The organism is Streptomyces griseicoloratus, from assembly GCF_014534645.1.
GTDB classification, from domain to species: domain Bacteria; phylum Actinomycetota; class Actinomycetes; order Streptomycetales; family Streptomycetaceae; genus Streptomyces; species Streptomyces griseicoloratus.
The window spans coordinates 43,342-65,758 of the sequence record NZ_JACVQF010000233.1; the positions used below are offsets into that span (position 1 = coordinate 43,342).

Here is a 22,417-nt window from a genome sequence, read left to right on the forward strand (position 1 = left end):
CTGAAATTTTGCAATGACCCCAAGTTTTCATCGGCGCCAGCGAAGCTAGGATGCGTCCATGGCCGAGGGGCTCAGGGAGCGGAAGAAGCGGCAGACCCGGCAGTACATCTCCGATGTCGCCACGGGTCTGTTCGTCGAGCGCGGCTTCGACGCCGTGACCGTGGCCGAGGTGGCCGAGGCCGCGAACGTCTCGGTGAACACCGTGTACAACTACTTCCCGGCCAAGGAGGACCTGTTCCTCGACCGCTCCAAGGGCGTGACCGACCGGCTCTCCCGCTGGGTGCGCGGCCGGCGTGACGGCGAGTCGGCCGCCGAGGCGGTCCTGCGCGAACTGCGCGAGGAGGTCGAGTCGGTCTCGCCCCGGATCGGCCTGATGGACGGCTACGCACGCTTCATGAGGGTCATCCATGACTCGCCCGCCCTGCGCTCGCGGATGTGGGCGATCGGCCAGGAGGTCCTGCTCGACCTGGAGCGCACGCTGCGCGAGGAGACCGGCGCCCCCGCGGACGACACGATGCCCGCCCTGATGGCCGGCCAGATCAACTGGCTGCACGGAACGGTCGTCGCGACCATCGGGCAGCGCATGCTCGCCGGCGGGAAGCCCGCCGAGGTCTCCCGGGAGGTGCTGCTGATGCTGGACGAGATGGAAGGGCTGTTGAGCGAGAAGGTGCTCAACTACGCCGTCCGAGGCGCCGCATGACCCTCGGCGGTGTGATGTCCGTCATGTGAGACGTGACGCGCATTACTTACCGGTCACACAGCCCCTCACGACCGCTAGTGTCCGGCCGAGAGAACAAGGACAGCGCGTATCAGGGGAGTCGCACAGTGGCACGGAAGCTCGCCGTCATCGGAGCCGGTCTCATGGGATCCGGCATCGCCCAGGTCTCCGCGCAGGCGGGCTGGGACGTCGTCCTGCGCGACGTCACCGACGAGGCGCTCCGGCGGGGCACCGACGCCATCAAGGCGTCGTACGACAAGTTCGTCGCCAAGGGCAAGCTGGCGGCCGACGACGCCGAGGCCGCCCTCGCCCGCATCACCGCGACCACCGACCTGGACGCCGCGGCCGACGCCGACGTCGTCGTCGAGGCCGTCTTCGAGAAGCTGGAAGTCAAGCACGAGATCTTCCGCGCGCTCGACAAGCTCGCGAAGGACGACGCGGTCCTCGCCTCCAACACCTCCGCCATCCCGATCACCAAGATCGCGGCCGTCACGGAGCGCCCGGAGCGGGTCGTCGGCACGCACTTCTTCTCGCCGGTCCCGATGATGCAGCTGTGCGAACTGGTGCGCGGCTACAAGACCAGTGACGAAACGCTCGCCACCGCGCGGGAGTTCGCCGAGTCCGTCGGCAAGACCTGCATCGTCGTCAACCGCGACGCCGCCGGCTTCGTGACCACCCGTCTCATCTCCGCCCTCGTCGTCGAGGCCGCCAAGCTCTACGAGTCGGGCGTCGCCACCGCCGAGGACATCGACCTCGCCTGCAAGCTGGGCTTCGGACACGCCATGGGGCCGCTGGCCACCGCCGACCTGACGGGCGTGGACATCCTGCTGCACGCCACGAGCAACATCTACACCGAGTCGCAGGACGAGAAGTTCGCCCCGCCGGAGCTGATGCGCCGGATGGTGGACGCCGGTGACATCGGACGCAAGAGCGGGCAGGGCTTCTACAAGCACTGACTCCGCACCCGCCCCGGAAACATCACACGCCGGGGTGAATTCGGTATCGGTTCGCTCACAGGCGGCAACCTGGGGCCGTTTCACGCAGTCAGAGGTTGCATCACCGCACAGCACACCGAGCATCGGAACGACACCACTTCGCGGAGCACGAGACGCACGCACGGGGAGCGCATATGCACATCAGGGGCGACCACGTCGAGCTGGTCGTCGGGGGCCGCCTCGACGTCCGCAGCGCGGCGGACGCCCGAACGGTCCTGCACTCGGCCGTCGACGACGGAGTCGGCGACCTGGTCCTCGACCTGTCAGAGCTGGACTCCTGGGACGCCACCGGACTCGGTGTGATCATGGGGGCCCACCGGCGGGCCGGCCGCTGCGGCCGGCGGCTGGTGCTGCGCGGCGTGCCGCCGCAGATGCAGCGCCTGCTGGTGGCCACCCGGCTGCACCGGATCCTCGCCATCGAGGGCGGCCTCGGCGTGGAGAGCCTGCCCAGGGTGTGACGCCCCGGGCAGGTGTGCCCGGGTGGGCGGGGGAGGCCGGGACGCTCCCTCACGGAAACGCCCGACGCACGCAATCCTCACGAGACTGTGACGTCTCGGGCGACGCGGTACCCCGGACTGTCGGAGATACTGAGCGAAGGTTTAGGGTTCGGCTGCCCGCTGCCCTGCAACCCACTGGCGGGCCCGGACCAGAAGCGACAGCGCGGTGTGCGGCAAGGCCGGGAGGGTGGTCCCGACCGGGACCCTGCACACGACGCTTTTGGGGGGCTTGAACCTATGGACCCGAACAGCCGGGGACCCGAGGAGTACGGCCACGACGATGGGGGCCCCTCCCGGTCGAGTGAATTCGAGACCGGGGGAGGCCACACGCCGCGCCCGCGCCCGCCCAGGGATCCCCTTACACCCGACTTCGGACAGCACGCGCCCGCGCTCGCCCGCACGGTGCAGCTCGTCTCCGGCGACTTCCTGCTCACCGTCAACCCCGTCGACGGCAGCGAGATCGAGGCCTGCCCGCCCGGCGAGCGGCCCGCCCGGCCCGAGAAGTTCACCGCGGCCGAACGCGCCGAGGTGGACCGCGCCGCCCGGCCGCCCGCCCCGCCCGGACCGGCACGGCCCGAACGGCCGCTCACGGCCCGCCAGGACGAGCGTGAACGCCTGGTGCGGCTGCTCGCCCGCGGCCGCTCCGTACGCCTCACCGGCCCCGCCGGCTCCGGCCGCACCAGCCTCCTCGACCTCGTCGCCGAGGACTGCGCCGACCTCGCACCCGACGGCGTGGTCCGCCTCAGCGGCTTCCACCGCACGGCCGACGACCTGCTGTACGACCTCTTCTACGCCGTCCACCGCGCACCCCTGCACCGCCCGGATCGGATCGAACTCCTCGCGCACCTCAGGGAGGTCGGCGCGGTCGTCGTCCTCGACGACGTCGAGTTCGGCGGCGCCGCCCTCGACGAACTGCTGGAGGCCACCCCCGAGTGCGCCTTCCTCATCGGCGCGACGCCGGACGTGCCCGCGCCGTCCGCCGCCTCCGCCGTCGAGGAGGTCTTCCTCACCGGCCTGGACCGCTCCGACGGCGTGGAGCTGCTCCAGCGGGCCGCCGGACGCACCCTCACCGACGAGGAGGCCAACTGGGCCGGCGACCTCTGGTTCGAGTCCGAGGGCCTGCCGCTGCGCTTCGTCCAGGCGGGCGCCCTGCTGCGCCAGCGCGACCGGCTGCGGGCCGGCGCCGACGCCGTCGACGAGTTCGGCGTCTTCGCGGACGCCCGCCCGGCCGACGACACGCCCTACGACGCCGCCGAGAGCGACGAGGTCCCGCTCCCGTCCCTCGGCGAGGCCGCCGCGCCCGCGCCGCTGCTCGCCTCCCGGCTGAGCGCCTCCGCCCAGGCCACCCTGGAGTTCGCCGTCGCCCTCGGCGGCGAGGTCCCGCACCAGGCCCACCTGCCCGCCCTGGTCGGCGACACCCACGCGGACGCCGCCCTCGGCGAGCTGGCCGACTGCGGCCTCGTCTCCCCGGTCGGCTCCCGCTACCGGCTGGCCGCCGGTGTGCTCACCCAGCTGGAGAGCGCCGGATACGCCGACGAGGCCCCCGCCAGGGCGCTGACGGCCGCCCAGCACTACGCCTGGTGGGCCGGGCACCCCTCGGTCACCCCGGAGCGCGTCTGCGCCGAGGCCGACGCCGTGCTGGCCGCCCTCGCCGTGCTGGTGCCGAGGACCACCCCGCCCGCCCAGGACGAGGAGAGCCCCGCCGTCCAGCTGGCCCGCACCGCGGCGCCCGCGTTCGCGGCCGGGCTGCACTGGAGCGCCTGGGAACGGACGCTGCGCTCCGGCAGCGAGGCCGCCCGGCTCGCCGGCGACGTCGCCGAACAGGCCTACTTCCACCACGAACTCGGCATCCTCGCGCTGTGCGACGGACAGCTCGACCGGGCCCGCGCCGAGCTGGAGGCCTCCATCGGGCTGCGCGGCGCACTCTCCGACAAGCGCGGAGCCGTCGCGGGGCGCCGGGCCCTCGCCCTGGTCGCCGACCGCTCCGGGGACACGCCCGGCCCGGGCACCGCCGTGTCCGCTCCCGGCGTCCCCGAGGCCGTCGCCGGCGCCCCCGCGCACGGCCTCGGCCCCATGGCCGGGGACGAGGTGCCCGACGCCCGGCAGGAGGAGTCGGCGTCGCCGCCGGGGGGCGTGCCCGCCCCGTTCCCGCCGCTGCGGCCGTCCCCGCAGTCCCCGACGCTGGTGACCCACCGGGGCGCGTCCCCCGGCCCGTCCCACAAGGCCGGGACCGGCATCAAGGGCTTCGCCCGGCGCAACCTGGTCGCCGCCGGAGCGGGCGCGCTGCTCGTGGCCGTACTCGGCACGGTGGTGACGCTCGGCGCCACCTCGGACAACGACGCCGGTGACCCCTCCGACCGGGTGGGCGTCAACCCGTCGGCGAGCCAGGGCGTCGACGACGGCAGCCTCGGCGCCGACCGGGCGGGCGACGGCAGCGACGACTCCGCCGACACCGGCGAGGCCACCAGCCGGCCGACCGACCCCGGCCCGGACGGCACCTTCGGCACGTCCGACGACCCGACGCCGACGGAATCGTCCGGCCCGTCGGACGATCCGAGCGGTACCAAGAGCCCCGACGACTCGGACGAGCCCGACGGACCGAGCGGCTCGGGCAGCCCGGACGACCCGTCGTCGTCTTCGAAGCCGCCCACGTCGCCGAAGCCGACGGTGAAGCCGCCGACGTCCAAGCCGCCGACGTCCGAGCCGCCCACCTCGGAGCCGCCCACCTCCGACCCGCCCCCGACCTCCGAGAAGCCGACGTCCGAGCCGCCCCCGCCGTCGACACCGGAGACGTCCGACACGGCGAGCGGTCCCGTCTCCAGCGCCCCGGCGAGCACCACCGCGAGCGCGCCGCAGAGCAGCACGAGCAGCGACGCGGGATCGCCGAGCGGCTCCGGTCCGGCGACGGGCCAGGTGATCTGAGGCCCCTCGGCACGCGTGAGGGCCGGGTCCGTCCGCCGGACCCGGCCCTCACGCATGCCGTCCGCTCAGAACAGCCGCAGCTTGTCGTCCTCGATGCCGCGCAGCGCGTCGTAGTCGAGCACCTGGCAGCCGATGCCGCGGTCGGTGGCCAGGACCCGGGCCTGCGGCTTGATCTCCTGGGCGGCGAAGACACCGCGCACCGGCGCGAGATGGGGATCGCGGTTCAACAGTTCCAGATAGCGCGTGAGTTGCTCCACGCCGTCGATCTCGCCACGGCGCTTGATCTCGACCGCGACGGTCCCGCCCTCGGCGTCCCGGCACAGGATGTCGACCGGGCCGATGGCCGTCGGGTACTCGCGGCGGATGAGGGTGTAGCCCTCGCCGAGCGTCTCGATGCGGTCGGCCAGCAGCTCCTGGAGGTGCGCTTCCACGCCGTCCTTGATCAGGCCCGGGTCCACGCCCAGTTCGTGCGAGGAGTCGTGGAGGATCTCCTCCATCGTGATGATGAGCTTTTCGCCCGCCTTGTTGACGACGGTCCACACGCCCGCCTCGTCGCCGGTGCCCTCCTTCAGCGTGCAGGGCGGCGACATCCAGTTCAGGGGCTTGTAGGCCCGGTCGTCGGCATGGATCGAGACGCTGCCGTCCGCCTTGACCAGGATGAGGCGGGGGGCCGAGGGGAGGTGGGCGGTGAGCCGCCCGGCGTAGTCCACGGAGCAGCGGGCAATGACGAGACGCATGGTCGGCAACGCTACTCGACGGGCCGGGCCCGACGCGATTCGCGTCCCGGGGGGAGCCGGGGTGAGCCGCCCCACTTTTCCCATAAGGCCCATGTTGCGCACTGGCCGATTGTGTCCCTAACCGAAGGGGCCCATCTGGGCATTCTCCTGGTGCGGTCACGTTCGGTTGCTTACGGTATTGAACGGGAGGTCGCGACGTGTGTACGGAGCGTGTTCGACATCGCGCACTCCCTTTACTGTCCGGCAACCCCTGCTGGTCGGGGGTGCGAGAGGAGAACCCATGTCGCTCGACGTCTCACCGGCCCTACTCGAAAAGGCCGAGCGAGGCGAGGTCGACGAAGCAGAATTCGTCGACTGCGTCCGGACCTCCCTGCCCTACGCATGGGAGATGATCAGCTCCCTGGTGGCACAGCTGAAGGTGGACGGCGGAGCCTTCGCCGACAACCAGACGCCCCCGCCGGACGAGCAGGCACGCGGTCAGCTGCTGCGTGCGCTCGCGAGTGACGCGATACGCGGCGCGCTGCAACGGCACTTCGGTGTGCGGCTGGCCTTCCAGAACTGCCACCGGGTGGCGGTGTTCCCGTTGGACTCCTCGGTCGACGAGACGCTGGCCCGTTTCACCTCGGTGCGCAGCCAGTTGCTGAACCAGTCGCCGGAACTGCGCGACTGCTGAGGCGGATGGTCGCTCGCTTGCCGCTCCGTACGCGGGAGGTGCAGTCTGTACCGGAGCGGCAAGCTCCCCGCCGGGCCCGGAGTTCGCCGGGTCCGCCCGAGTCCGCGGGCACCGCGGCCGGGCCGTTCAGCGGAGCTGGGGGAGTACCTCGGTTCCGAGCCGCCGTACGTTCTCCTCGGTCGCCGCCAGATCGCCGGAACCCTCGACGAGCAGCGCGAACCGGGAGATGCCGGTCCGCTCGCTGGTCGCCGCGAGCCGGTCCGCGCACAGCCGGGGCGGGCCCACCGGGTGCAGCCCGCAGAGCAGTTCGGTGTACGCCAGCGGGTCGCGCATCTGCCGGGCGCGTCCGTCCACCGTGACATGGGCCTCGAGGCCCTGACGCAGCCAGCCCGGCATCGCCTTCTGCAGCGTCTCCGCCGCGTCCGTGCGCCGGTCCGCGATCTGGCAGACGCCGGCCGAGACGTGCTCCGCGCCGTGGATCTCCGCCGCCGGCCTGCCGGCGGCCCGGGCGTGCTGCCGCCACAGGGCGACCATCTCGGCCTTCTCCTCGTCCCCGACGTGCATGCCGAGCAGCATCGGCAGGCCCCGCTCGGCGGCCAGGCGCACGCTCGCCGGTGAGGTGCAGGCGACGACGACCTCGGGACCCGGGGCGTCCGACAGGGACTCCGAGGGCCGCGGGACCACGGGCACCTCACGGAACCGGAACCGGTCCCCCGAGGCCCCGACCGCCGGTTCGCGCAGCCAGCGCACCAGCAGATCGAGTGATTCCGGGAACCCCTTCTCGTACGCCTCCAGACCCGAGCCGAACACCTCCAGGTCGACCCACGGGCCGCCCCGGCCGACGCCCAGCGAGAACCGGCCACCGCTCGTGACGTGCAGCAGGGCGGCCTGCTCGCCGAGGGCCACGGGGTGGGCGGTGGGCAGCACGCTGACCGCCGTGCCGACCCGGATGCGGCGGGTGCGGCCGAGCAGCAGCGCGGCCAGCGTCACCGCCGACGGACAGGTGCCGTACGGCACGAAGTGGTGCTCGGCCAGCCAGACCGTGTCGAGCCCCGACTCCTCGGCGACCTCGGCCGAGCGGACCGCGCGGTGCAGCGCTTCCCCCTGGCCCTGCCCCGGGAACTGGGCGCCCAACACGAAACTTCCTACGCGCATTGCTTTTTTCCTGCTTCCTCGGCTCCGACACGGAGCTCCCCCACAGGGCATAACCGTCTGACACGTGCCGAGGACACGGCCGGGCGAAGAGATTTGCGGATTGTCTGCAGAACGGGCCGGTGCCGAGCGGCCGGGGACGGCCCTCCGGGGAGCCCCGCACAGCGGAGTTGTGGCCATCGGAGCCGTACGCGTACCCCTCCGCGTGCCGCGTACGCTGGATGCGGCCCGTACCTTCTGTATAGCTCCGTGAGGTGTCCTGTGTCCCCGCGTCGCAACCGACCCAAGGGAGCCGGTTCGTCCGGCCGGAGCGCCGAGGACGACCGGTCCGGCCGCTACGGCGGCTGGCAGTCGTCGGAGAACTGGCAGGGCGAGGACTGGAGCGTACGGCACGTGGCGGGCGCCAGCGCGCAGGGCAAGTCCTACCGCTGCCCGGGCTGCGACCAGCTGATCCCGGACGGCGTCCCGCACGTGGTGGCCTGGCCGGAGCACGCGGGCGTCGACGACCGCCGGCACTGGCACAAGTCCTGCTGGAACGCGAAGGACCGCCGCACCACGCGGGTGCAGCGGTCCCGTAACGCGCCGAAGTTCTGAACTCCCCCGTTCCGGCCCTTACACGTCCCGCTTCTGCAGCAGGGCGACGGCGCCGGCGAACGCCGCGGCGGTCACCGCGAGCATGATCCACAGCGGATCCCAGCCCGACGGGCCGGAGTCCGTGAGCGAGTTGGCGTAGAAGATGCTGAGCTGGTTCGGGATCGAGTACTCGAACAGGGCCTGCTGCACGTCCTTCAGCGACTGGGAGAACATGAACAGCGCGATCACCAGCGGTGCCAGCACGGCCCCGATCATGATGGTGATGGCGCCCGCCGAGTGCCGGATCACCGAGCCGATGGCCAGCGAGAGCAGCCCGAGCAGCGCGATGTAGAGCGAGACGCCGACGGTCGCCTTGAACCACTCCTCGCCGGTGGGTTCCAGCGCCCCCTCGCCCTCCAGCATGGCCACGTGCGCGAAGGCCACCAGCGAGGCGGAGACCAGCGTCACCACGAACGCCACCAGGAAGAACACGATCGCCTTCGCGGCGAGGACCCGGCCCCGGTTGGGGCAGGCGACCATCGTGGTCCGGATCATGCCGGTGCCGTACTCGGAGGCGGTGGTCAGCACGCCGAGCGTGATGACGCACATGCTGCCGAGGAGCAGCCCGAAGAAGCCCAGCTCCAGCGGGTTCGCATTGGAGGCGTCGGCGGAGGAGTTCGCCACCACGGCGCCGGCCAGCAGGCCGATGCCGACGACCAGCAGGACGAACACGCCCAGCGTCCACATCGTCGAGCGGACCGACCTGATCTTCGTCCACTCGGAGCCGACCGCGTGCCAGAGGGTCGTGCGCACGACCGGGATCGGCGAGGTGTAGGTGGGGTACGGCGATCCGGGCGCCGCCTGCCACTCGGGCGCGGCCTGCGGCATCGGGTGCTGGGGCGTGCTCATCGGGCGTCCTCGGACTTGGTCGGGTTGGTGGCGGGCGCGGTGGCGGGGGCGGCGGGCGCGGCGGCGGGTTGCGCGGGGGGCTGGGCGGGCTGGGCGGGCGGCTCGGCGGCCGGCCCGCCCGGAGCCCCGCCCTGCGGCGCCGGCTGCGCGTAGGGGTTGGGCGACGGCTGCCCGCCCGGTGCCGCCGGGGCGCCGTACGGCCCCGGCGTGCCCTGCGGCGCCGGGAACGGCTGCCCGCCCTGCTGGGGCGGCGGCGGGGCGTACCAGCCGGGCTGGCCCTGCCCGGGCACCGGCATCGGAGGCTGCGCGCCGGGCGGCAGCGGCTGCTGGAGCCCGGCCTTCTGGTCGGCGACCGACCGGTAGTCGACGGCGCCCTGCGTCATCCGCATGTACGCCTCCTCCAGCGAGGCCTGGTGCGGGGACAGCTCCCACAGCCGTACGCCGGAGTCGTGCGCGATGTCACTGATCCGGGGCAGCGGCAGACCGGTAACGCGCAGCGCGCCGTCCTGCTCGGGCAGTACCTGGCCGCCCGCCTCGGTCAGCGCGGAGGTCAGCTTCTCCCGCAGCTGGGGCTCGGTGTCCGGGGTGCGGACGCGCGCGAAGTCGGCGGAGTTGGCGGAGATGAAGTCCTTGACGCTCATGTCGGAGAGCAGCTGACCGCGCCCGATGACGATGAGGTGGTCGGCGGTCAACGCCATCTCGCTCATCAGGTGGGAGGAGACGAAGACCGTACGGCCCTCGGCGGCGAGGGACTTCATCAGGTTGCGCACCCAGAGGATGCCCTCGGGGTCGAGGCCGTTGACCGGCTCGTCGAACAGCAGCACCTGGGGGTCGCCGAGCAGGGCGGCGGCGATGCCGAGCCGCTGGCCCATGCCGAGCGAGAAGCCCTTCGACCGCCGCCCCGCCACGTCCTGGAGGCCGACCACACCGAGCACCTCGTCCACGCGCCGGGCCGGGATGCCGGACAGCTGGGCCAGGCTCAGCAGGTGGTTGCGGGCGGAACGCCCGCCGTGCACGGCCTTGGCGTCGAGCAGGGCGCCGACCTGGCGGGGCGCGTTGGGCAGCCTGCGGTACGGGTAGCCGCCGATGGTCACGTGTCCCGCGGTGGGGTTGTCCAGCCCGAGGATCATCCTCATCGTCGTCGACTTGCCCGAGCCGTTCGGCCCGAGGAAGCCGGTGACGGCACCGGGCCGCACCTGGAAGGACAGGTTGTACACAGCGGTCTTGTCACCGTAGCGTTTGGTCAGGCCGACTGCCTCGATCATGCTCCGCACCCATCGAAAGGTTCAGGACAGCGGGGCATACGCCCCCGTAAGGGTTAGGAGGATATAGGGGCGCTGACGGTTCCGTTCAAAGGCGAGCAAAATCCGATCGCCGCCGAGCGCACCGGGGTCGGGCCCCGTCTAGGCGTCGCGTCTCTTCAGCACGGCGTACCCGCCGGCGAGCGCCGCGATCACCCACAGCACCATGATCCCGAGGCCGCCCCAGGGGCCGTACGGAGTGTCGTCGCCGATCGGCGTGACCACCTCCATGACCCTGCTGCCGGCCTGGTCGGGCAGGAACCGGCCGATCTTCTCCGTCGCCGAGACGTTGGCCAGGATGTTGGAGATCAGGAAGAAGAACGGCATCAGCACGGCGAGCGACAGCATCGGTGAGCGCAGCATCGCGGCGACGCCCATCGAGAACACGGCGATGAGCGTCATGTACAGGCCCCCGCCGACGACCGCGCGCAGCACCCCCGGATCGCCGATCGACGCTCCCAGGTCGCCGAGCATCGCCTGCCCGAGGAAGAAGGCGAGGACGCTGGTGGCCATGCCGACCACCAGGGCGAGGACGGTGGCCACCGCGATCTTGCTGAACAGGAACGTGCCACGCTGCGGCACGGCGGCCAGCGAGGTGCGGATCATGCCGGTGCTGTACTCGTTCGCCACCACCAGCACGCCGAACACGATCATCGCCAGCTGGCCGAGACCCGTCCCGGCGAAGCTGATGAACGTCGGGTCGAAGGACAGCCGGTCCCGGACGCCCATGCCGCCGAACTCGTTCTTCGCCAGCGCCGAGATCAGCATCCCGAGGGCCACGGTGACGACCAGGGCGAGGGACAGCGTCCACACGGTGGAGGCGACCGACCTGATCTTGGTCCACTCGGAGCGGACCACCTGTGCCGCCGTGCTCATCCCTTCCTCCACTCGCTGCCCCACTGCTGCCGCGGCCCGGGCCGCTCCCGCGGCCCGGACGGCGGCCCGTCGTGCGCGTGGTACTCCACCGACCCGGCGGTCAGCCGCATGAACGCCTCCTCCAGCGACGACCGCTGCGGGCTCAGCTCGTGCAGCACGACCCGGTACCGCGCGGCCAGTTCTCCGATCGCCTCCGACTTGTCGCCGTCCACCTCCAGGACCTCGGCGCCGGGGTCCACGACCGTGATCCCCGCACCTTGCAGCACATCCAGCAGCCGCTCGCGCTGCGGGGTGCGGATCCGGACGCGACTGCGCGAGTTCTGCGCGATGAAATCGGCCATGGAGCTGTCGGCGAGCAGCCGGCCCTGGCCGATGACGATGAGGTGGTCGGCGGTCAGCGCCATCTCGCTCATCAGGTGGGAGGAGACGAAGACCGTACGGCCCTGGGCGGCGAGGGACTTCATCAGGTTGCGGATCCAGTGGATGCCCTCGGGGTCGAGGCCGTTGACCGGCTCGTCGAACATCAGGATCCGCGGGTCGCCGAGCAGTGCGCCGGCGATGCCGAGCCGCTGGCCCATGCCGAGCGAGAAGCCCTTGGTCTTCTTCCGGGCGACCGCCGTGAGCCCGACCGTGTCCAGGACCTCGCGCACCCGCCTCGCCGGGATGCCGTTGCTCTGTGCGAGGCACAGCAGGTGGTTGTAGGCGCTGCGCCCGCCGTGCCAGGCCTTGGCCTCCAGCAGCGCGCCGACATACGTCAGCGGGTCCTTGAGCCGGTCGTAGTGCCTGCCGTCGATCCGGACGTCCCCGGCGGTGGGCCGGTCCAGGCCCAGCACCATCCGCATGGTGGTCGACTTGCCCGCGCCGTTGGGCCCGAGGAAGCCGGTGATGACGCCGGGTCGGACGGTGCAGGTCAGGTCGTTGACCGCCACCTTCTCGCCGTAACGCTTGGTCAGCCCCTCCAGCTCGATCATGCGGACCACGCTAGAACGGGACGAAGCCCCCTGCCACTCAGTGGCAGGGGGCTCCGCCGTCGTCCGGCCGGCCCGTACCCCGGTGGTTACCGGGACTGCTGGGCGGGAACCCCGCGGGAGATCGGCTCGTCCTCGGCCGGCGTGCCGGCCGCGGCCACCGCGGCGCCCGTGAGGGTCGCCAGCATCTCGCGCACGTTGGTGAGCTGCGCGTTGATGGAGTCGCGGCGGTTGGTGAGGGCGGCGAGCTCGCGCTCCGATTCCGAACGGATGCGGTCGGCCTTGGCGTTGGCGTCGGCCACGATGTCCTCGGCCTGGCGCTGCGCCGTCTCGACGGTCTGGCGGGCGCGGCGCTCGGCGTCCGTGCGCAGCTTCTCCGCCTCCAGGCGCAGCTGCTCCGCACGGTGCTCGATCTCCGCGAGACGCTTCTCGGCCTTGGCCTGACGGGAGGCCAGGTCGCGCTCGGACTGCTCGCGGCGCTTGGCGAGGTTGGTCTCGAAGTCGGCGGCGGCCTGCGCGGCCTTGGCGCGGGTCTCCTCGAAGAGGGCGTCGGCCTCCTCGCGCTTGGACTGCGCGTCCTTCTGCGCCTCGGCGCGCAGCTGCGAGGCGTCGCTCTTGGCCTTCTCGACGATCCGGACGCCCTCGTCCTCGGCCTTGGCCTTGCGCTCCGCGGCGTACGACTCGGCGTCGTTGCGGACCTGCTGGGCCGCCGACTCGGCGAGTTCGCGGTGCTGTTCGGCCGCCCGCCGGGCCTCCTCGCGCAGGTCCTTCGCCTCTTCCTCGGCGAGACGCAGGATCTTCTCGACCCGGGCGCCGAGACCCGCGTACGACGGCTCGGCGTCGCTGACCTGGGCCTGGGCGTTCTGGGTCTCGAGGTGCAGCTCCTCGATGCGCTTCTCCAGAGCGGTGATGCGGGCGAGAGCGCTGTCACGGTCGGAGACGAGCTTGGAGATACGTTCGTCCACCTGAGCGCGGTCGTATCCACGCCGCACAAGCTCGAAGCCGTAGGGGGAAGTGTCGCTCATGGGGTTCCTGTCGAATGAGACCGGTGAGGTGATAGGTGGAATCCTAGGCGCCAATGCGGTGTGTCATCGAGCGGATGCACGTTTGAACTGGAGAATGACACCCCTTTTGGGTGGCTAACCTGCGGACGGCTTGCCAAGTACTTGGTCAAAGGTCCCAAGGAGACACCTAATTCACCCCGAGCGCTAGCCGTCTGACGACTTGCCACCCGAACGAGGGGCACCCACCGTCGCACCGGCCTTGACCCCGCTGTCCTTGCCGGGCGGGGCCTCGAAGGACTCCAGCGCCTCCAGCACGTCCTGGACCCGGGAGATCTCGGCGTTGATGTCCTCGCGGCGCCGCACCAGGATCTCCAGCTCGCGCTTGCCCTCCTCGACCGTGCGCCGGGCCTCGCGGACCGCCTCGGCCTTGAGCTCCTCGGCCTCCTTGACCAGCGTGGCCTTCTTCTGCTCGGCCTCCTTCAGCAGTCCCTCGGCCTTCTTCACGGCGGCGATGCGCACCTTGCCGGCCTCGGAGTTGGCCTCCGACACCAGCTCCTTGGCCTTCGCCTCCGCCTTGGCCAGCTGCTCCTCGGCCGCCTTGATCAGCGCGTCGCAGCGGTCGCCGGCCGACTTCATCGTCTCGGCGGACTCACGGCGGGCCCGCTCGTGCAGCTCCTCGATCTCGGTGGTGATGCGGTCGCGCAGCTCCTCGGCGCGCTCCCGGATCGCGGTCGCGTCCCGACGGGCGCCGACCAGCAGCTCGTCCGCGTCCGTGCGGGCCTTCTCCACGCGCGTGTTGCCCTCGACCGTCGCCTCGGCGACGATCCGCTCGGCCTCCGCGCGGGCCGCGCCGACCATCGTGTCGGCCTGCGACTCGGCGTCCGCGGTGGTCTTCAGGGCCTGCTGCTGGGCCTCGGTGAGCAGCTTGTCGGCCTCGGCCGTGGTCTCCGTGATGAGGGTGTCGACCTGCTCGGCCGCCTCCGAGCGCCGCTTGTTGGCCTCCTTGCGGGCCTCGTCCAGCGTCCGCTCGGCCTCCTCGCGGGCGGCCGTCGTCACCCGCTCGGCCTCCGCCGCGGCCTCCGCCTTGACCCGCTCGGCCTCGTTGCGGATCCGCTCGGCGTGCTGCTGGGCCGAGCCGACCGTCTCGGCGGCCTCGGCACGCAGCCGCTCGGCGTCCCCGGTGGCGTCCGAGACCAGCTTCTCCGCCTTGGCGGCCGCCTCGGCACGGACGCGCTCGGCCTCCGCGGCCGCCTCCGTCCGCACCCGCTCGGCCTCGTCCGCCGCCTCGGTGCGCACGCGCTCCGCCTCGGCGGTCGTCTCCGTCCGGATCCGGTCGGTCTCGGCCGCCGTCTCCGTGGTGAGCCGCTCCGCCTCGGCGCGCGCCTCGGTGATCAGGGTGTCCGCCTGCGTCGCCGCGTCGGACCGGATGCGGTTGGCGTCCTCGCGGGCATCCGCCCGGGTGCGCGCCGCGCTCTGCTCGGCCTCGGCGATGGTGTCCGACGCCTGGGTGCGCACCCGCTGGGCGTGCTCGGCGACGTCCCCGCGGATCCGCTCGGCCTCCGCGATCGCCTCGGACACGGTCCGCTCGGCCAGCGCCTTGGCGGCCTCCGTCTCCTCCTGCGCCTCGCGCCGCAGCCGGCCCGCGTCCTCGCTCGCCCGCTCCCGCTCCGCGTAGGCGTCGGAGCGGACCCGGTCCGCCTCCTCCTCGGCCTCGCGCCGGGTACGGTCCGCCGCGTGCTCGGCGGCGCTGCGCAGCCCGGCGATCTCCTCCTGGGCCTGCTCGTGCAGCCCGGCCACGGACTCGCGTACCTGCGCGGCGTGCTGCTCGGCGGCCGAGACCATCTCGGTGGCGCGCCGGTCGGCCTCCTCGACCAGCCGGGTCGCCTCGGCCTGCGCCTCCTCCACGCGCTTGCGCGCCGAGGCCAGCAGCTCCTCGCTCTGCTCGCGGGCCCGCTCGCGCTCCTGGTCGGCCTCCTGCCGGGCGGCGCCGAGCAGCTCCTCGGCCTCGCGGCGGCGGCGGGCGGCCTCCTCCTGGGCGGCGGCCAGCGTCTCGGACGCCTCCGCCGCGATGCGCTCGGCGGCGGCCTGCGCCTCCGCCCGGACCCGGTCCGCGCTCTCCTGCGCCTCCGACTTCAGCCGCTCGGCCTCGCTCGCCGCCTCCGAGCGCAGGCGTACGGCGACGGCCTCGCCCTCCGCGCGGGAGGCGGAGGCGTCGGCGGCGGCCTCGTTGCGCAGCCGCTCGGCCTCGGTCTCGGCCTGCTGCCGGAGCGTGCGGATCCGCTCGGCGGCGTCGGTGCGCAGCCGCTCGCTCTCCTCGGCGGCCTCGCGGCGGATCCGCTCGGCCTCCTCACGGGCCTCGGCCAGCGCCTGCTCGGCGGCGCTGCGGCGCTCCTCGGCCTCCGCCTGGAGCCGGGTCAGCTCCTCGGCGGCCTCCGCGTGCCGGGCCGCGACGGCCCGCTCGGCCTCCTCGCGCAGCTCGCGGGCGGCGCGCTCGGCGTCCGCCTGGAGGGCCTCGGCCTGCTCGGCGGCCTCCGTGCGGTGCCGCTCGGCCTCGGCCCGGGTACGCTCCAGGGTCTCCTCGGCCTGGCGGCGCAGGGTCGTCGCCCGTTCGATGGCCTCGGTGCGGACCTTCTCGCTGTCCGCGGTGGCGGTCTGCCGCAGCTCGTCCGCGTCGGCCTTGGCCTTGGAGAGCAGCTCCTCGGCGGTCCTGGCCGCCTCCTCGATCTGCGCCACGGCCTCCTTGCGGGCCTCGGCGCGGATCTTCTCGCCCTCGGCGACGGCGTCGGCGCGCAGCTGCTCGGCCTCGCCGCGCAGCCGGCGGGCCTCCTCCTGCAGCTCGACCGTCTTGGCGCGGTACTCCTTGGTGTCGTCCTTCGCCGCGCCCTTGAGCTGCTCGGCGATGTCGTGCGCCTCGGCGCGCAGCCGGTCCGCCTCGGCCTCGGCCTCGGTGCGGATCCGCTCGGCCTCCTCGGCGGCGGCCTTCGTGGTCCGCTTGGCCTCCTCGGACGCCTTGTTCAGCACGTCCTCGGCGGTCTTGGCCGCCTTGGACAGCTGGGTGGCGGACTCCTCGGCGGTGATCGTGCGGGCCTTCTCGGCGGCCTCGGCGACGATCTTCTCGGCCTCGGCGCGGGCGTCCGCGACCAGCTGCTCGGCCTCCGCCCTGGTGGTCTCGGCGTCCTTCGTGGCCTCGCTGACCAGCCGGGCGACCTGCTCCTTGGCGGTGCGCGTGCGCTGCTCGTTGGCGGACTCGGCGCTCGCGAGGGCCTTGGCCGCGGACTCCTTGGCCTCGGCGACCAGCTTCTCGGCCTCGGACTGCGCCTTGCGCAGCGCCTCCTCGGCCTCGGTCATACGCTGCTCGGCGGCCCGGCTCAGCTCCTGGGCCTGGCGGCGGGCGGCCTCCGACTCGGTGGCGGTGGAGCTGCGCAGCTGCTCGGCGTGGTCGGTGGCCTCCTGCGCCTGCGTGGAGGCGGCGTTCAGCAGCCGCTCGGCGTCCGCGCGGGCCCGGCGCAGGATCTGCTCGGCCTCGCTGCGGGCGCTCTCGGCCTCGTTCCGCAGCCGCTGCCGGGCCTCGGAGGTCAGCCGCTCCGCCTCCGCGCGGGCCGCGGCCATGGCCTGCTCGGCCTCGGCCCGGGACTCGTCCAGGAGCCGGCGGGCCTGCTGCTCGGTGCGGGCGCGCAGCTGCTCGGCCCACGCCACGTTCTCGTTGACGTGCGACTCGACGGTCTGCCGGCGCTCGGCCAGCTCCTGGTCGAGCTGCTGGCGCCGGGTCACCGCCTCCTGGTGCAGCTCGGCCTGGAGCCGGGCCGCCTGCTCGGCGTGCTCCTGGAGGATGCGCTGGGTCTGCGCGCGGGCCTGGCTCAGCTCGCGCTCGGCGTCCGCGCGCAGCTGGTCGGCCTGCATCTGCGCGTTGCGCAGCAACTGCTCGGCCTGGTACCCGATGTCGCCGCCGTCGAAGGCGGGCCGGGACATGATGGTGCGCCGCGCCTCGTGCAGCTTGGCGCGCAGCACCTCGACCTGGTAGCCGAGGTCCTCGGCGTGCTGGATCGCCTTTTCCCGCTCGGTCTTCAGCCGCTTCATCTCGGCCTCGAACCGAGAGAGGTGGTCGACGTCAGCCGCCGGCTCTCGCTCCTGGCTCTCGTAGCCCCGCACTGCGCGGTCCCATCCGTCCCCTGGTCGCAAAACTCTCCGAACGAGCTCCGTCCATCAGCCGAACGGGGCCCCCGGGGAATGGTGTCAGATCAACGACGGAGCATGGGCTGCTGCCCCGGCGCTCGTCCCCCGAAACCCGGACCCCGGCGGTCCCGCCACCGGTGTGACGGCAGGACCGGGTCACCCTGGACTGAGCGGCGACCGCACCCAACCCTACCGGCCCTTATGTACGAGGGTCAGTGCTCAGGTGACTCAACGGGCGCCGAAGTGACCAGTTCTGTCAGTACGCCATGGCAGTCCTTGGGGTGCAGGAAGGTGATCCGCGACCCCATGGAACCGCGCCGGGGCTCGTCGTACAGAACGCGTACGCCCTTGTCGCGGATGTCCGCGGCGTCGGTGTCGACGTCCGCCGTGCCGAAGGCGATGTGGTGGACGCCCTCGCCGTTCTTCGCGAGCCACTTGCCCACCGCGGAGTCCTCGCGGGTCGGCTCCAGCAGCTGCAGGTACGAGGATCCGCCGTCCGACGTATCGTTGATCTTGAGCATGGCCTCGCGTACGCCCTGCTCCTCGTTGACCTCGGTGTGGAACACCTCGAAGCCGTACGTGGCACGGTAGAACTCGACGGTCGCGTCGAGGTCGCGGCAGGCGATTCCGATGTGGTCGATTCGCGTCAGCATGGAATCAGTGGAGCGCTCCGGAGGTGGTTACGCAACGTGCGCGCGATCACACCGACAGCCCGATGACGGGTGGGATACCGCTCAGTACATTCGAGTAAACCCTCGTTCACTCCTCGGCCTGTGCGGGCCGGAAAAGGGGATCGCAGCTCATGTCTTCTGCAACGAACGGCACGACCTCCGTCATCGTCGCGGGTGCCCGCACCCCGATGGGGCGGTTGCTCGGCTCGCTGAAGTCCTTCTCCGGAGCCGACCTGGGCGGCTTCGCGATCAAGGCCGCCCTGGACCGTGCGGGTATCGGCGGTGACCAGGTGCAGTACGTGATCATGGGGCAGGTGCTCCAGGCGGGTGCCGGCCAGATCCCGGCGCGCCAGGCCGCCGTCAAGGCCGGCATCCCCATGAGCGTCCCGGCGCTGACCGTCAACAAGGTCTGCCTCTCCGGCCTCGACGCCATCGCGCTCGCCGACCAGCTCATTCGCGCGGGTGAATTCGACGTGGTCGTCGCCGGCGGCCAGGAGTCCATGACCAACGCCCCGCACCTGCTGCCGAAGTCCCGCGAGGGCTTCAAGTACGGCGCCGTCGAGATGCTCGACGCCATGGCGTACGACGGGCTGACCGACTCCTTCGAGGGCATCGCCATGGGCGAGTCCACCGAGAAGCACAACACGCGCCTCGGCATCGGCCGCGCGGAGCAGGACGAGATCGCCGCCCTGTCCCACCAGCGTGCCGCCGCCGCCCAGAAGAACGGCATCTTCGAGGCCGAGATCACGCCCGTCGAGATCCCGCAGCGCAAGGGCGACCCGGTGCTGTTCAGCAAGGACGAGGGCATCCGCGGCGACACCACCGCCGAGTCGCTCGGCAAGCTGCGCCCGGCGTTCGCCAAGGACGGCACGATCACCGCGGGCTCCTCCTCGCAGATCTCCGACGGGGCGGCGGCCGTGGTCGTCATGAGCAAGGCCAAGGCGCAGGAGCTGGGCCTGGACTGGATCGCGGAGATCGGCTCCCACGGCAATGTGGCGGGGCCGGACAACTCTTTGCAGTCGCAGCCGTCGAACGCGATCCTGCACGCCCTGAAGAAGGAGGGGCTGGAGGTGGCGGACCTCGATCTGATCGAGATCAACGAGGCGTTCGCGGCCGTCGCGGTGCAGTCAATGAAGGACCTCGGCGTTTCCACCGAAAAGGTGAACGTCAATGGCGGTGCCATCGCCCTGGGTCACCCGATCGGCATGTCCGGCGCCCGGCTCGTGCTGCACCTGGCGCTGGAGCTCAAGCGGCGCGGCGGCGGGGTCGGCGCGGCGGCCCTGTGCGGCGGCGGCGGCCAGGGTGACGCGCTGATCGTGCGGGTACCCAAGGCCTGAAACCGGGTTACGACTTCTCACTGAAACGGAGCTGTGATGCAGGACGTCTCCTCGCTGGTGGCCCAGGCCAGGGAAGGCCGGCCGCGGGCCGTGGCCCGGCTGATCTCCCTGGTCGAGGGGGCGTCCCCGCAGCTCAGGGAGGTCATGGCGGCGCTCGCGCCGCTGACCGGCGGGGCGTACGTGGTCGGGCTGACGGGGTCGCCGGGCGTGGGCAAGTCGACGTCCACGTCGGCGCTGGTGACGGCGTACCGCAAGCAGGGCAAGCGGGTCGGCGTCCTCGCCGTCGACCCCTCCTCCCCGTTCTCCGGCGGCGCCCTGCTCGGCGACCGGGTACGGATGTCGGAGCACGCCTCCGACCCGGGCGTCTACATCCGCTCGATGGCCACCCGTGGCCACCTCGGCGGCCTCGCCTGGGCCGCGCCGCAGGCCATCCGGGTGCTGGACGCGGCCGGCTGCGACGTGATCCTGGTCGAGACGGTGGGCGTCGGCCAGTCGGAGGTCGAGATCGCCTCGCAGGCGGACACCTCCGTGGTGCTGCTGGCCCCCGGCATGGGCGACGGGATCCAGGCCGCCAAGGCGGGAATCCTGGAGATCGGCGACGTCTACGTCGTCAACAAGGCCGACCGGGACGGCGCGGACGCCACCGCCCGGGAGCTGAACCACATGCTCGGCCTCGGCGAGTCCCGGGCCCCCGGCGACTGGCGCCCGCCGATCGTCAAGACGGTCGCCGCGCGCGGCGAAGGCGTCGACGAGGTCGTCGAGGCGCTGGAGAAGCACCGCGCGTGGATGGAGGAGCGGGGGGTCCTGGCGGAGCGGCGGCTGGCCCGCGCCGCGCACGAGGTCGAGAGCATCGCCGTCACGTCCCTGCGTGAGCGGATCGGCGACCTGCACGGAGACCGGCGCCTCGGAACGCTCGCGGAACGGATCGTGGCGGGCGACCTGGACCCGTACCGCGCCGCGGACGAGCTGGTGGCGGGGCTGACGCAGGGCTGAGCCCGGGCGGCCCGGCGGGACCCTTCGCATGGGGACGCGGGGCGCGCCGGATGCGCGCGATCCGACGCCCCGGCGCGCCGGACCCGCCGGCGACGCCTGGAGTGCGCCGGGGCGCCGGACGTGCCAGTGGTGGTTCCGGATGTGCGCCGGTGGCGCCAGCGGCGCTGGTGGTGGTTCCGGACGTGCGCCGGGGCGCCGGAGGTGCCAGGGGTTCTTCCGGACGTGCCGTGGCCCCGGGCACGGTGACGTGCCGGTCGGGTGAGGCCGGCGCCGCGCGGGTCGACGGGGTGGCGCTCCGACGCCCCGGCGTGCCGGGCCCGTCGGCGCCTGGCGTGCGCCGGGGCGTCGGAGGTGCCGGTGGTGGTTCCGGACGGGCCGTGGCGCCGGGCACGGTGACGTGCCGGTCGGGTGAGGCGGGGGCCGCACGGGGCGACGGGGCCGGACGGGTGCCCGGGGCGCCCGGCCGCGTTGGTCGGGCCGGTCGCGAAAAAGGCGTGCGGCTGCCGGGCGCCGCTGATACGTTCACCGGCATGTTCCTCCTCTTGGCATAGGGCCCGCCCCGCACGCGACCGCCGCATCCGGCCGTCGCGCGCATCGGCGTCCCCCCGTTGCCTTCCCTTGAGGAACCCTCCGCGTGTCCACGCCCCCTTCGCGGCCCTCGTACGCCGCCGTCCTCCGTGTCCCCCATGCCCACCGCACCTTCATGGCCGCCCTGGTCGGCCGGCTGTCGTACGGCACCGTCTCCCTCGCCCTGATGCTCTCCCTGACCCGGGTCACCGGGTCGTACGCCGTGGCCGGCACGGTCATGGCGCTGTTCGGCGCGACGGGCGTCTTCCTGTCGCCCTACCGCGCGGCCCTGGTCGACCGGCACGGTCCGCGCCGGGCCCTGCTCCCCATGGCCCTGCTGTACGCCGCCCTGCTCTGCGCGCTGGCGGTGGCCTGCCTGCGCCCGGGCGTGCCCGCGGCCGTCCTCGGCGTGACCGCCGCGCTCGCCGGCGCCTGCACACCGCCGCTCGGCCCCACGATGCGCGCGGTGTGGGCCGAACTGCTCCCGGACCGGGACCTGTTGCAGCGTGCCTACAGCCTGGACGGCGTCGCCGAGGAGCTGCTCTTCGTCTCCGGTCCGCTCCTGGTCGGCTTGGTGGTCGGCGTCGCCCCGCCGGCCGTCGGCATCGTGCTCAGCGCGTTGCTGGTGGCGGTGGGCACCCTCGCCTTCGTCACCTCACCGGCGGCGGGCGCGCTGCGTCCGGCGGGTCGGAAGAAGGACGGCGCGCCAACGGACGGGCGAGGCGGGACGGGGCAGGGGCGGGCCCTGCTGCAACCCGTCGTCGTCGCCGCGGGCGTCGGCGTCTCGGTGAGCGCCGTCGACCTCCTGGCCGTCGCCTTCGCGGGCGAGCGCGGCCTCGGGAACGGCACCGCCGCCTGGGTGCTGGCGGCGCTGTCGGCGGGCAGCGCGGTCGGCGGCCTGCTGAACGGCGCGGTCACCTGGAGCTCGTCGGCTCGCGCCCGGCTCCCGTTCCTCGCGGCCGGCCTCGGCGTCTGTCTCGCCGCCGCCGGTCTCGCCCCCGGCGCCGGCACGCTGGCCGCGGCCCTCGCCTGCGCGGGGCTGTTCGTGGCACCGGCGCTGACCACGGCGTACCTGATCGCCGACGAGAGCGCGGCGCCCGGCTTCCGGACCCGGGTGGGTGCCTGGTGCAACACGGCCGTGAACGCCGGCATGTCCGCCGGCGCCGCGGCGGTGGGGCTGCTGGTGGAGCGGCTGCCGCTGCCGGTGTGCTTCGCGCTGTCCGGGGCGGTGGCCGTGGCGGCGGCGCTGGTGCCGGGGTGGCGCGGTGGCCGCGGGGAGGTCCGCGCGACCGGGGACACCGGCGCCCCGCAGCGCGCGGACGCCGGGTCGTCGTCCGGCGGCTGAGGACCC

Annotated in this window: 18 protein-coding genes; 9 read left to right on the top strand and 9 right to left on the bottom strand. The window is 73.0% G+C overall.

Going from position 1 to position 22,417, the window contains the following annotated elements:
* Window positions 1-58: 58 nt before the first annotated feature.
* The 4 genes from H0H10_RS34650 to H0H10_RS34665 all read left to right on the top strand — a co-directional run bounded on the left by H0H10_RS34650 (window position 59) and on the right by H0H10_RS34665 (window position 5,132).
* Window positions 59-700, top strand: a complete 642-nt coding sequence (locus H0H10_RS34650; protein WP_188185157.1) for a TetR/AcrR family transcriptional regulator — start codon at window positions 59-61, stop codon at window positions 698-700.
* A 125-nt stretch (window positions 701-825) separates the two neighbouring features.
* Window positions 826-1,674, top strand: coding sequence for a 3-hydroxyacyl-CoA dehydrogenase family protein (locus tag H0H10_RS34655; RefSeq protein ID WP_188185158.1), 849 nt, complete (start codon window positions 826-828; stop codon window positions 1,672-1,674).
* Between the two features lie 173 nt (window positions 1,675-1,847).
* Complete coding sequence (locus tag H0H10_RS34660) at window positions 1,848-2,171, top strand: STAS domain-containing protein (RefSeq protein ID WP_030420940.1); 324 nt, start codon at window positions 1,848-1,850, stop codon at window positions 2,169-2,171.
* 276 nt (window positions 2,172-2,447) lie between these two features.
* Window positions 2,448-5,132 carry an ATP-binding protein gene (locus H0H10_RS34665; protein ID WP_188185159.1) on the top strand — a complete coding sequence of 895 codons (2,685 nt, stop codon included), beginning with the start codon at window positions 2,448-2,450 and terminating at the stop codon, window positions 5,130-5,132.
* Window positions 5,133-5,197: 65 nt separating this feature from the next.
* Here H0H10_RS34665 and nucS read toward each other — a convergent pair whose 3' ends face one another.
* The gene (gene nucS / locus H0H10_RS34670; protein ID WP_188185160.1) at window positions 5,198-5,869 is read right to left on the bottom strand and encodes an endonuclease NucS; all 672 of its coding nucleotides are present in this window, start codon (window positions 5,867-5,869) and stop codon (window positions 5,198-5,200) included.
* Between the two features lie 280 nt (window positions 5,870-6,149).
* Between nucS and H0H10_RS34675 the strand changes: the two genes are divergently transcribed.
* Window positions 6,150-6,542 (top strand): SCO5389 family protein, encoded by a 393-nt coding sequence (locus tag H0H10_RS34675; RefSeq protein ID WP_188185161.1) that lies wholly within the window; start codon window positions 6,150-6,152, stop codon window positions 6,540-6,542.
* A 126-nt stretch (window positions 6,543-6,668) separates the two neighbouring features.
* On the opposite strand, the gene H0H10_RS34680 is transcribed toward H0H10_RS34675, so the two are convergent.
* On the bottom strand, window positions 6,669-7,697 hold the full coding sequence (locus tag H0H10_RS34680; RefSeq protein WP_188185162.1) for an LLM class flavin-dependent oxidoreductase: 1,029 nt from the start codon (window positions 7,695-7,697) through the stop codon (window positions 6,669-6,671).
* Between the two features lie 258 nt (window positions 7,698-7,955).
* Here H0H10_RS34680 and H0H10_RS34685 point away from each other — a divergent pair, with 258 nt between their 5' ends.
* Window positions 7,956-8,288 (top strand): Rv1322 family protein, encoded by a 333-nt coding sequence (locus tag H0H10_RS34685; protein ID WP_188185163.1) that lies wholly within the window; start codon window positions 7,956-7,958, stop codon window positions 8,286-8,288.
* Window positions 8,289-8,306: 18 nt separating this feature from the next.
* Here H0H10_RS34685 and H0H10_RS34690 read toward each other — a convergent pair whose 3' ends face one another.
* The 7 genes from H0H10_RS34690 to mce form a co-directional block, all read right to left on the bottom strand.
* Entirely contained in the window at window positions 8,307-9,176 is an 870-nt protein-coding gene (locus tag H0H10_RS34690; protein ID WP_188185164.1) for an ABC-2 transporter permease, read from the bottom strand.
* Window positions 9,173-10,441, bottom strand: a complete 1,269-nt coding sequence (locus H0H10_RS34695; RefSeq protein WP_188185165.1) for an ABC transporter ATP-binding protein — start codon at window positions 10,439-10,441, stop codon at window positions 9,173-9,175. Before H0H10_RS34695 ends, H0H10_RS34690 begins: the two co-directional genes overlap by 4 nt.
* A 138-nt stretch (window positions 10,442-10,579) precedes the next feature.
* Window positions 10,580-11,353 carry an ABC transporter permease gene (locus H0H10_RS34700; protein ID WP_188185166.1) on the bottom strand — a complete coding sequence of 258 codons (774 nt, stop codon included), beginning with the start codon at window positions 11,351-11,353 and terminating at the stop codon, window positions 10,580-10,582.
* Window positions 11,350-12,324: an ABC transporter ATP-binding protein gene (locus H0H10_RS34705; RefSeq protein WP_188185167.1), complete on the bottom strand. Its 975-nt coding sequence runs from the start codon at window positions 12,322-12,324 to the stop codon at window positions 11,350-11,352. Before H0H10_RS34705 ends, H0H10_RS34700 begins: the two co-directional genes overlap by 4 nt.
* 86 nt (window positions 12,325-12,410) lie before the next feature.
* Window positions 12,411-13,346: a coiled-coil domain-containing protein gene (locus H0H10_RS34710; RefSeq protein WP_188185168.1), complete on the bottom strand. Its 936-nt coding sequence runs from the start codon at window positions 13,344-13,346 to the stop codon at window positions 12,411-12,413.
* Window positions 13,347-13,529: 183 nt separating this feature from the next.
* Entirely contained in the window at window positions 13,530-17,474 is a 3,945-nt protein-coding gene (gene scy / locus H0H10_RS34715; RefSeq protein ID WP_188185169.1) for a polarized growth protein Scy, read from the bottom strand.
* Between the two features lie 236 nt (window positions 17,475-17,710).
* Complete coding sequence (mce, locus tag H0H10_RS34720) at window positions 17,711-18,151, bottom strand: methylmalonyl-CoA epimerase (protein WP_188185170.1); 441 nt, start codon at window positions 18,149-18,151, stop codon at window positions 17,711-17,713.
* A 149-nt stretch (window positions 18,152-18,300) separates the two neighbouring features.
* Between mce and H0H10_RS34725 the strand changes: the two genes are divergently transcribed.
* From H0H10_RS34725 to H0H10_RS34735, 3 genes are all read left to right on the top strand, one after another.
* Entirely contained in the window at window positions 18,301-19,506 is a 1,206-nt protein-coding gene (locus tag H0H10_RS34725) for an acetyl-CoA C-acetyltransferase (RefSeq protein ID WP_188185171.1), read from the top strand.
* A gap of 36 nt (window positions 19,507-19,542) precedes the next feature.
* Complete coding sequence (meaB, locus tag H0H10_RS34730) at window positions 19,543-20,499, top strand: methylmalonyl Co-A mutase-associated GTPase MeaB (protein WP_188185172.1); 957 nt, start codon at window positions 19,543-19,545, stop codon at window positions 20,497-20,499.
* A 634-nt stretch (window positions 20,500-21,133) separates the two neighbouring features.
* A complete protein-coding gene (locus H0H10_RS34735) occupies window positions 21,134-22,411 on the top strand; it encodes an MFS transporter (protein WP_188185173.1) in 1,278 nt (425 codons plus the stop codon).
* Window positions 22,412-22,417 lie beyond the last annotated feature (6 nt).

Excerpts from the sequence above, each read along its gene's own strand:
- nucS (WP_188185160.1), bottom strand. The coding sequence starts at position 5,869 with ATGCGTCTCGTCATTGCCCGCTGCTCCGTGGACTACGCCGGGCGGCTC.
- H0H10_RS34675 (WP_188185161.1), top strand. The coding sequence starts at position 6,150 with ATGTCGCTCGACGTCTCACCGGCCCTACTCGAAAAGGCCGAGCGAGGC.
- mce (WP_188185170.1), bottom strand. The coding sequence starts at position 18,151 with ATGCTGACGCGAATCGACCACATCGGAATCGCCTGCCGCGACCTCGAC.
- H0H10_RS34690 (WP_188185164.1), bottom strand. The coding sequence starts at position 9,176 with ATGAGCACGCCCCAGCACCCGATGCCGCAGGCCGCGCCCGAGTGGCAG.
- H0H10_RS34680 (WP_188185162.1), bottom strand. The coding sequence starts at position 7,697 with ATGCGCGTAGGAAGTTTCGTGTTGGGCGCCCAGTTCCCGGGGCAGGGC.
- meaB (WP_188185172.1), top strand. The coding sequence starts at position 19,543 with ATGCAGGACGTCTCCTCGCTGGTGGCCCAGGCCAGGGAAGGCCGGCCG.
- H0H10_RS34650 (WP_188185157.1), top strand. The coding sequence starts at position 59 with ATGGCCGAGGGGCTCAGGGAGCGGAAGAAGCGGCAGACCCGGCAGTAC.
- H0H10_RS34660 (WP_030420940.1), top strand. The coding sequence starts at position 1,848 with ATGCACATCAGGGGCGACCACGTCGAGCTGGTCGTCGGGGGCCGCCTC.
- H0H10_RS34695 (WP_188185165.1), bottom strand. The coding sequence starts at position 10,441 with ATGATCGAGGCAGTCGGCCTGACCAAACGCTACGGTGACAAGACCGCT.
- H0H10_RS34725 (WP_188185171.1), top strand. The coding sequence starts at position 18,301 with ATGTCTTCTGCAACGAACGGCACGACCTCCGTCATCGTCGCGGGTGCC.
- H0H10_RS34665 (WP_188185159.1), top strand. The coding sequence starts at position 2,448 with ATGGACCCGAACAGCCGGGGACCCGAGGAGTACGGCCACGACGATGGG.
- H0H10_RS34700 (WP_188185166.1), bottom strand. The coding sequence starts at position 11,353 with ATGAGCACGGCGGCACAGGTGGTCCGCTCCGAGTGGACCAAGATCAGG.
- H0H10_RS34705 (WP_188185167.1), bottom strand. The coding sequence starts at position 12,324 with ATGATCGAGCTGGAGGGGCTGACCAAGCGTTACGGCGAGAAGGTGGCG.
- H0H10_RS34710 (WP_188185168.1), bottom strand. The coding sequence starts at position 13,346 with ATGAGCGACACTTCCCCCTACGGCTTCGAGCTTGTGCGGCGTGGATAC.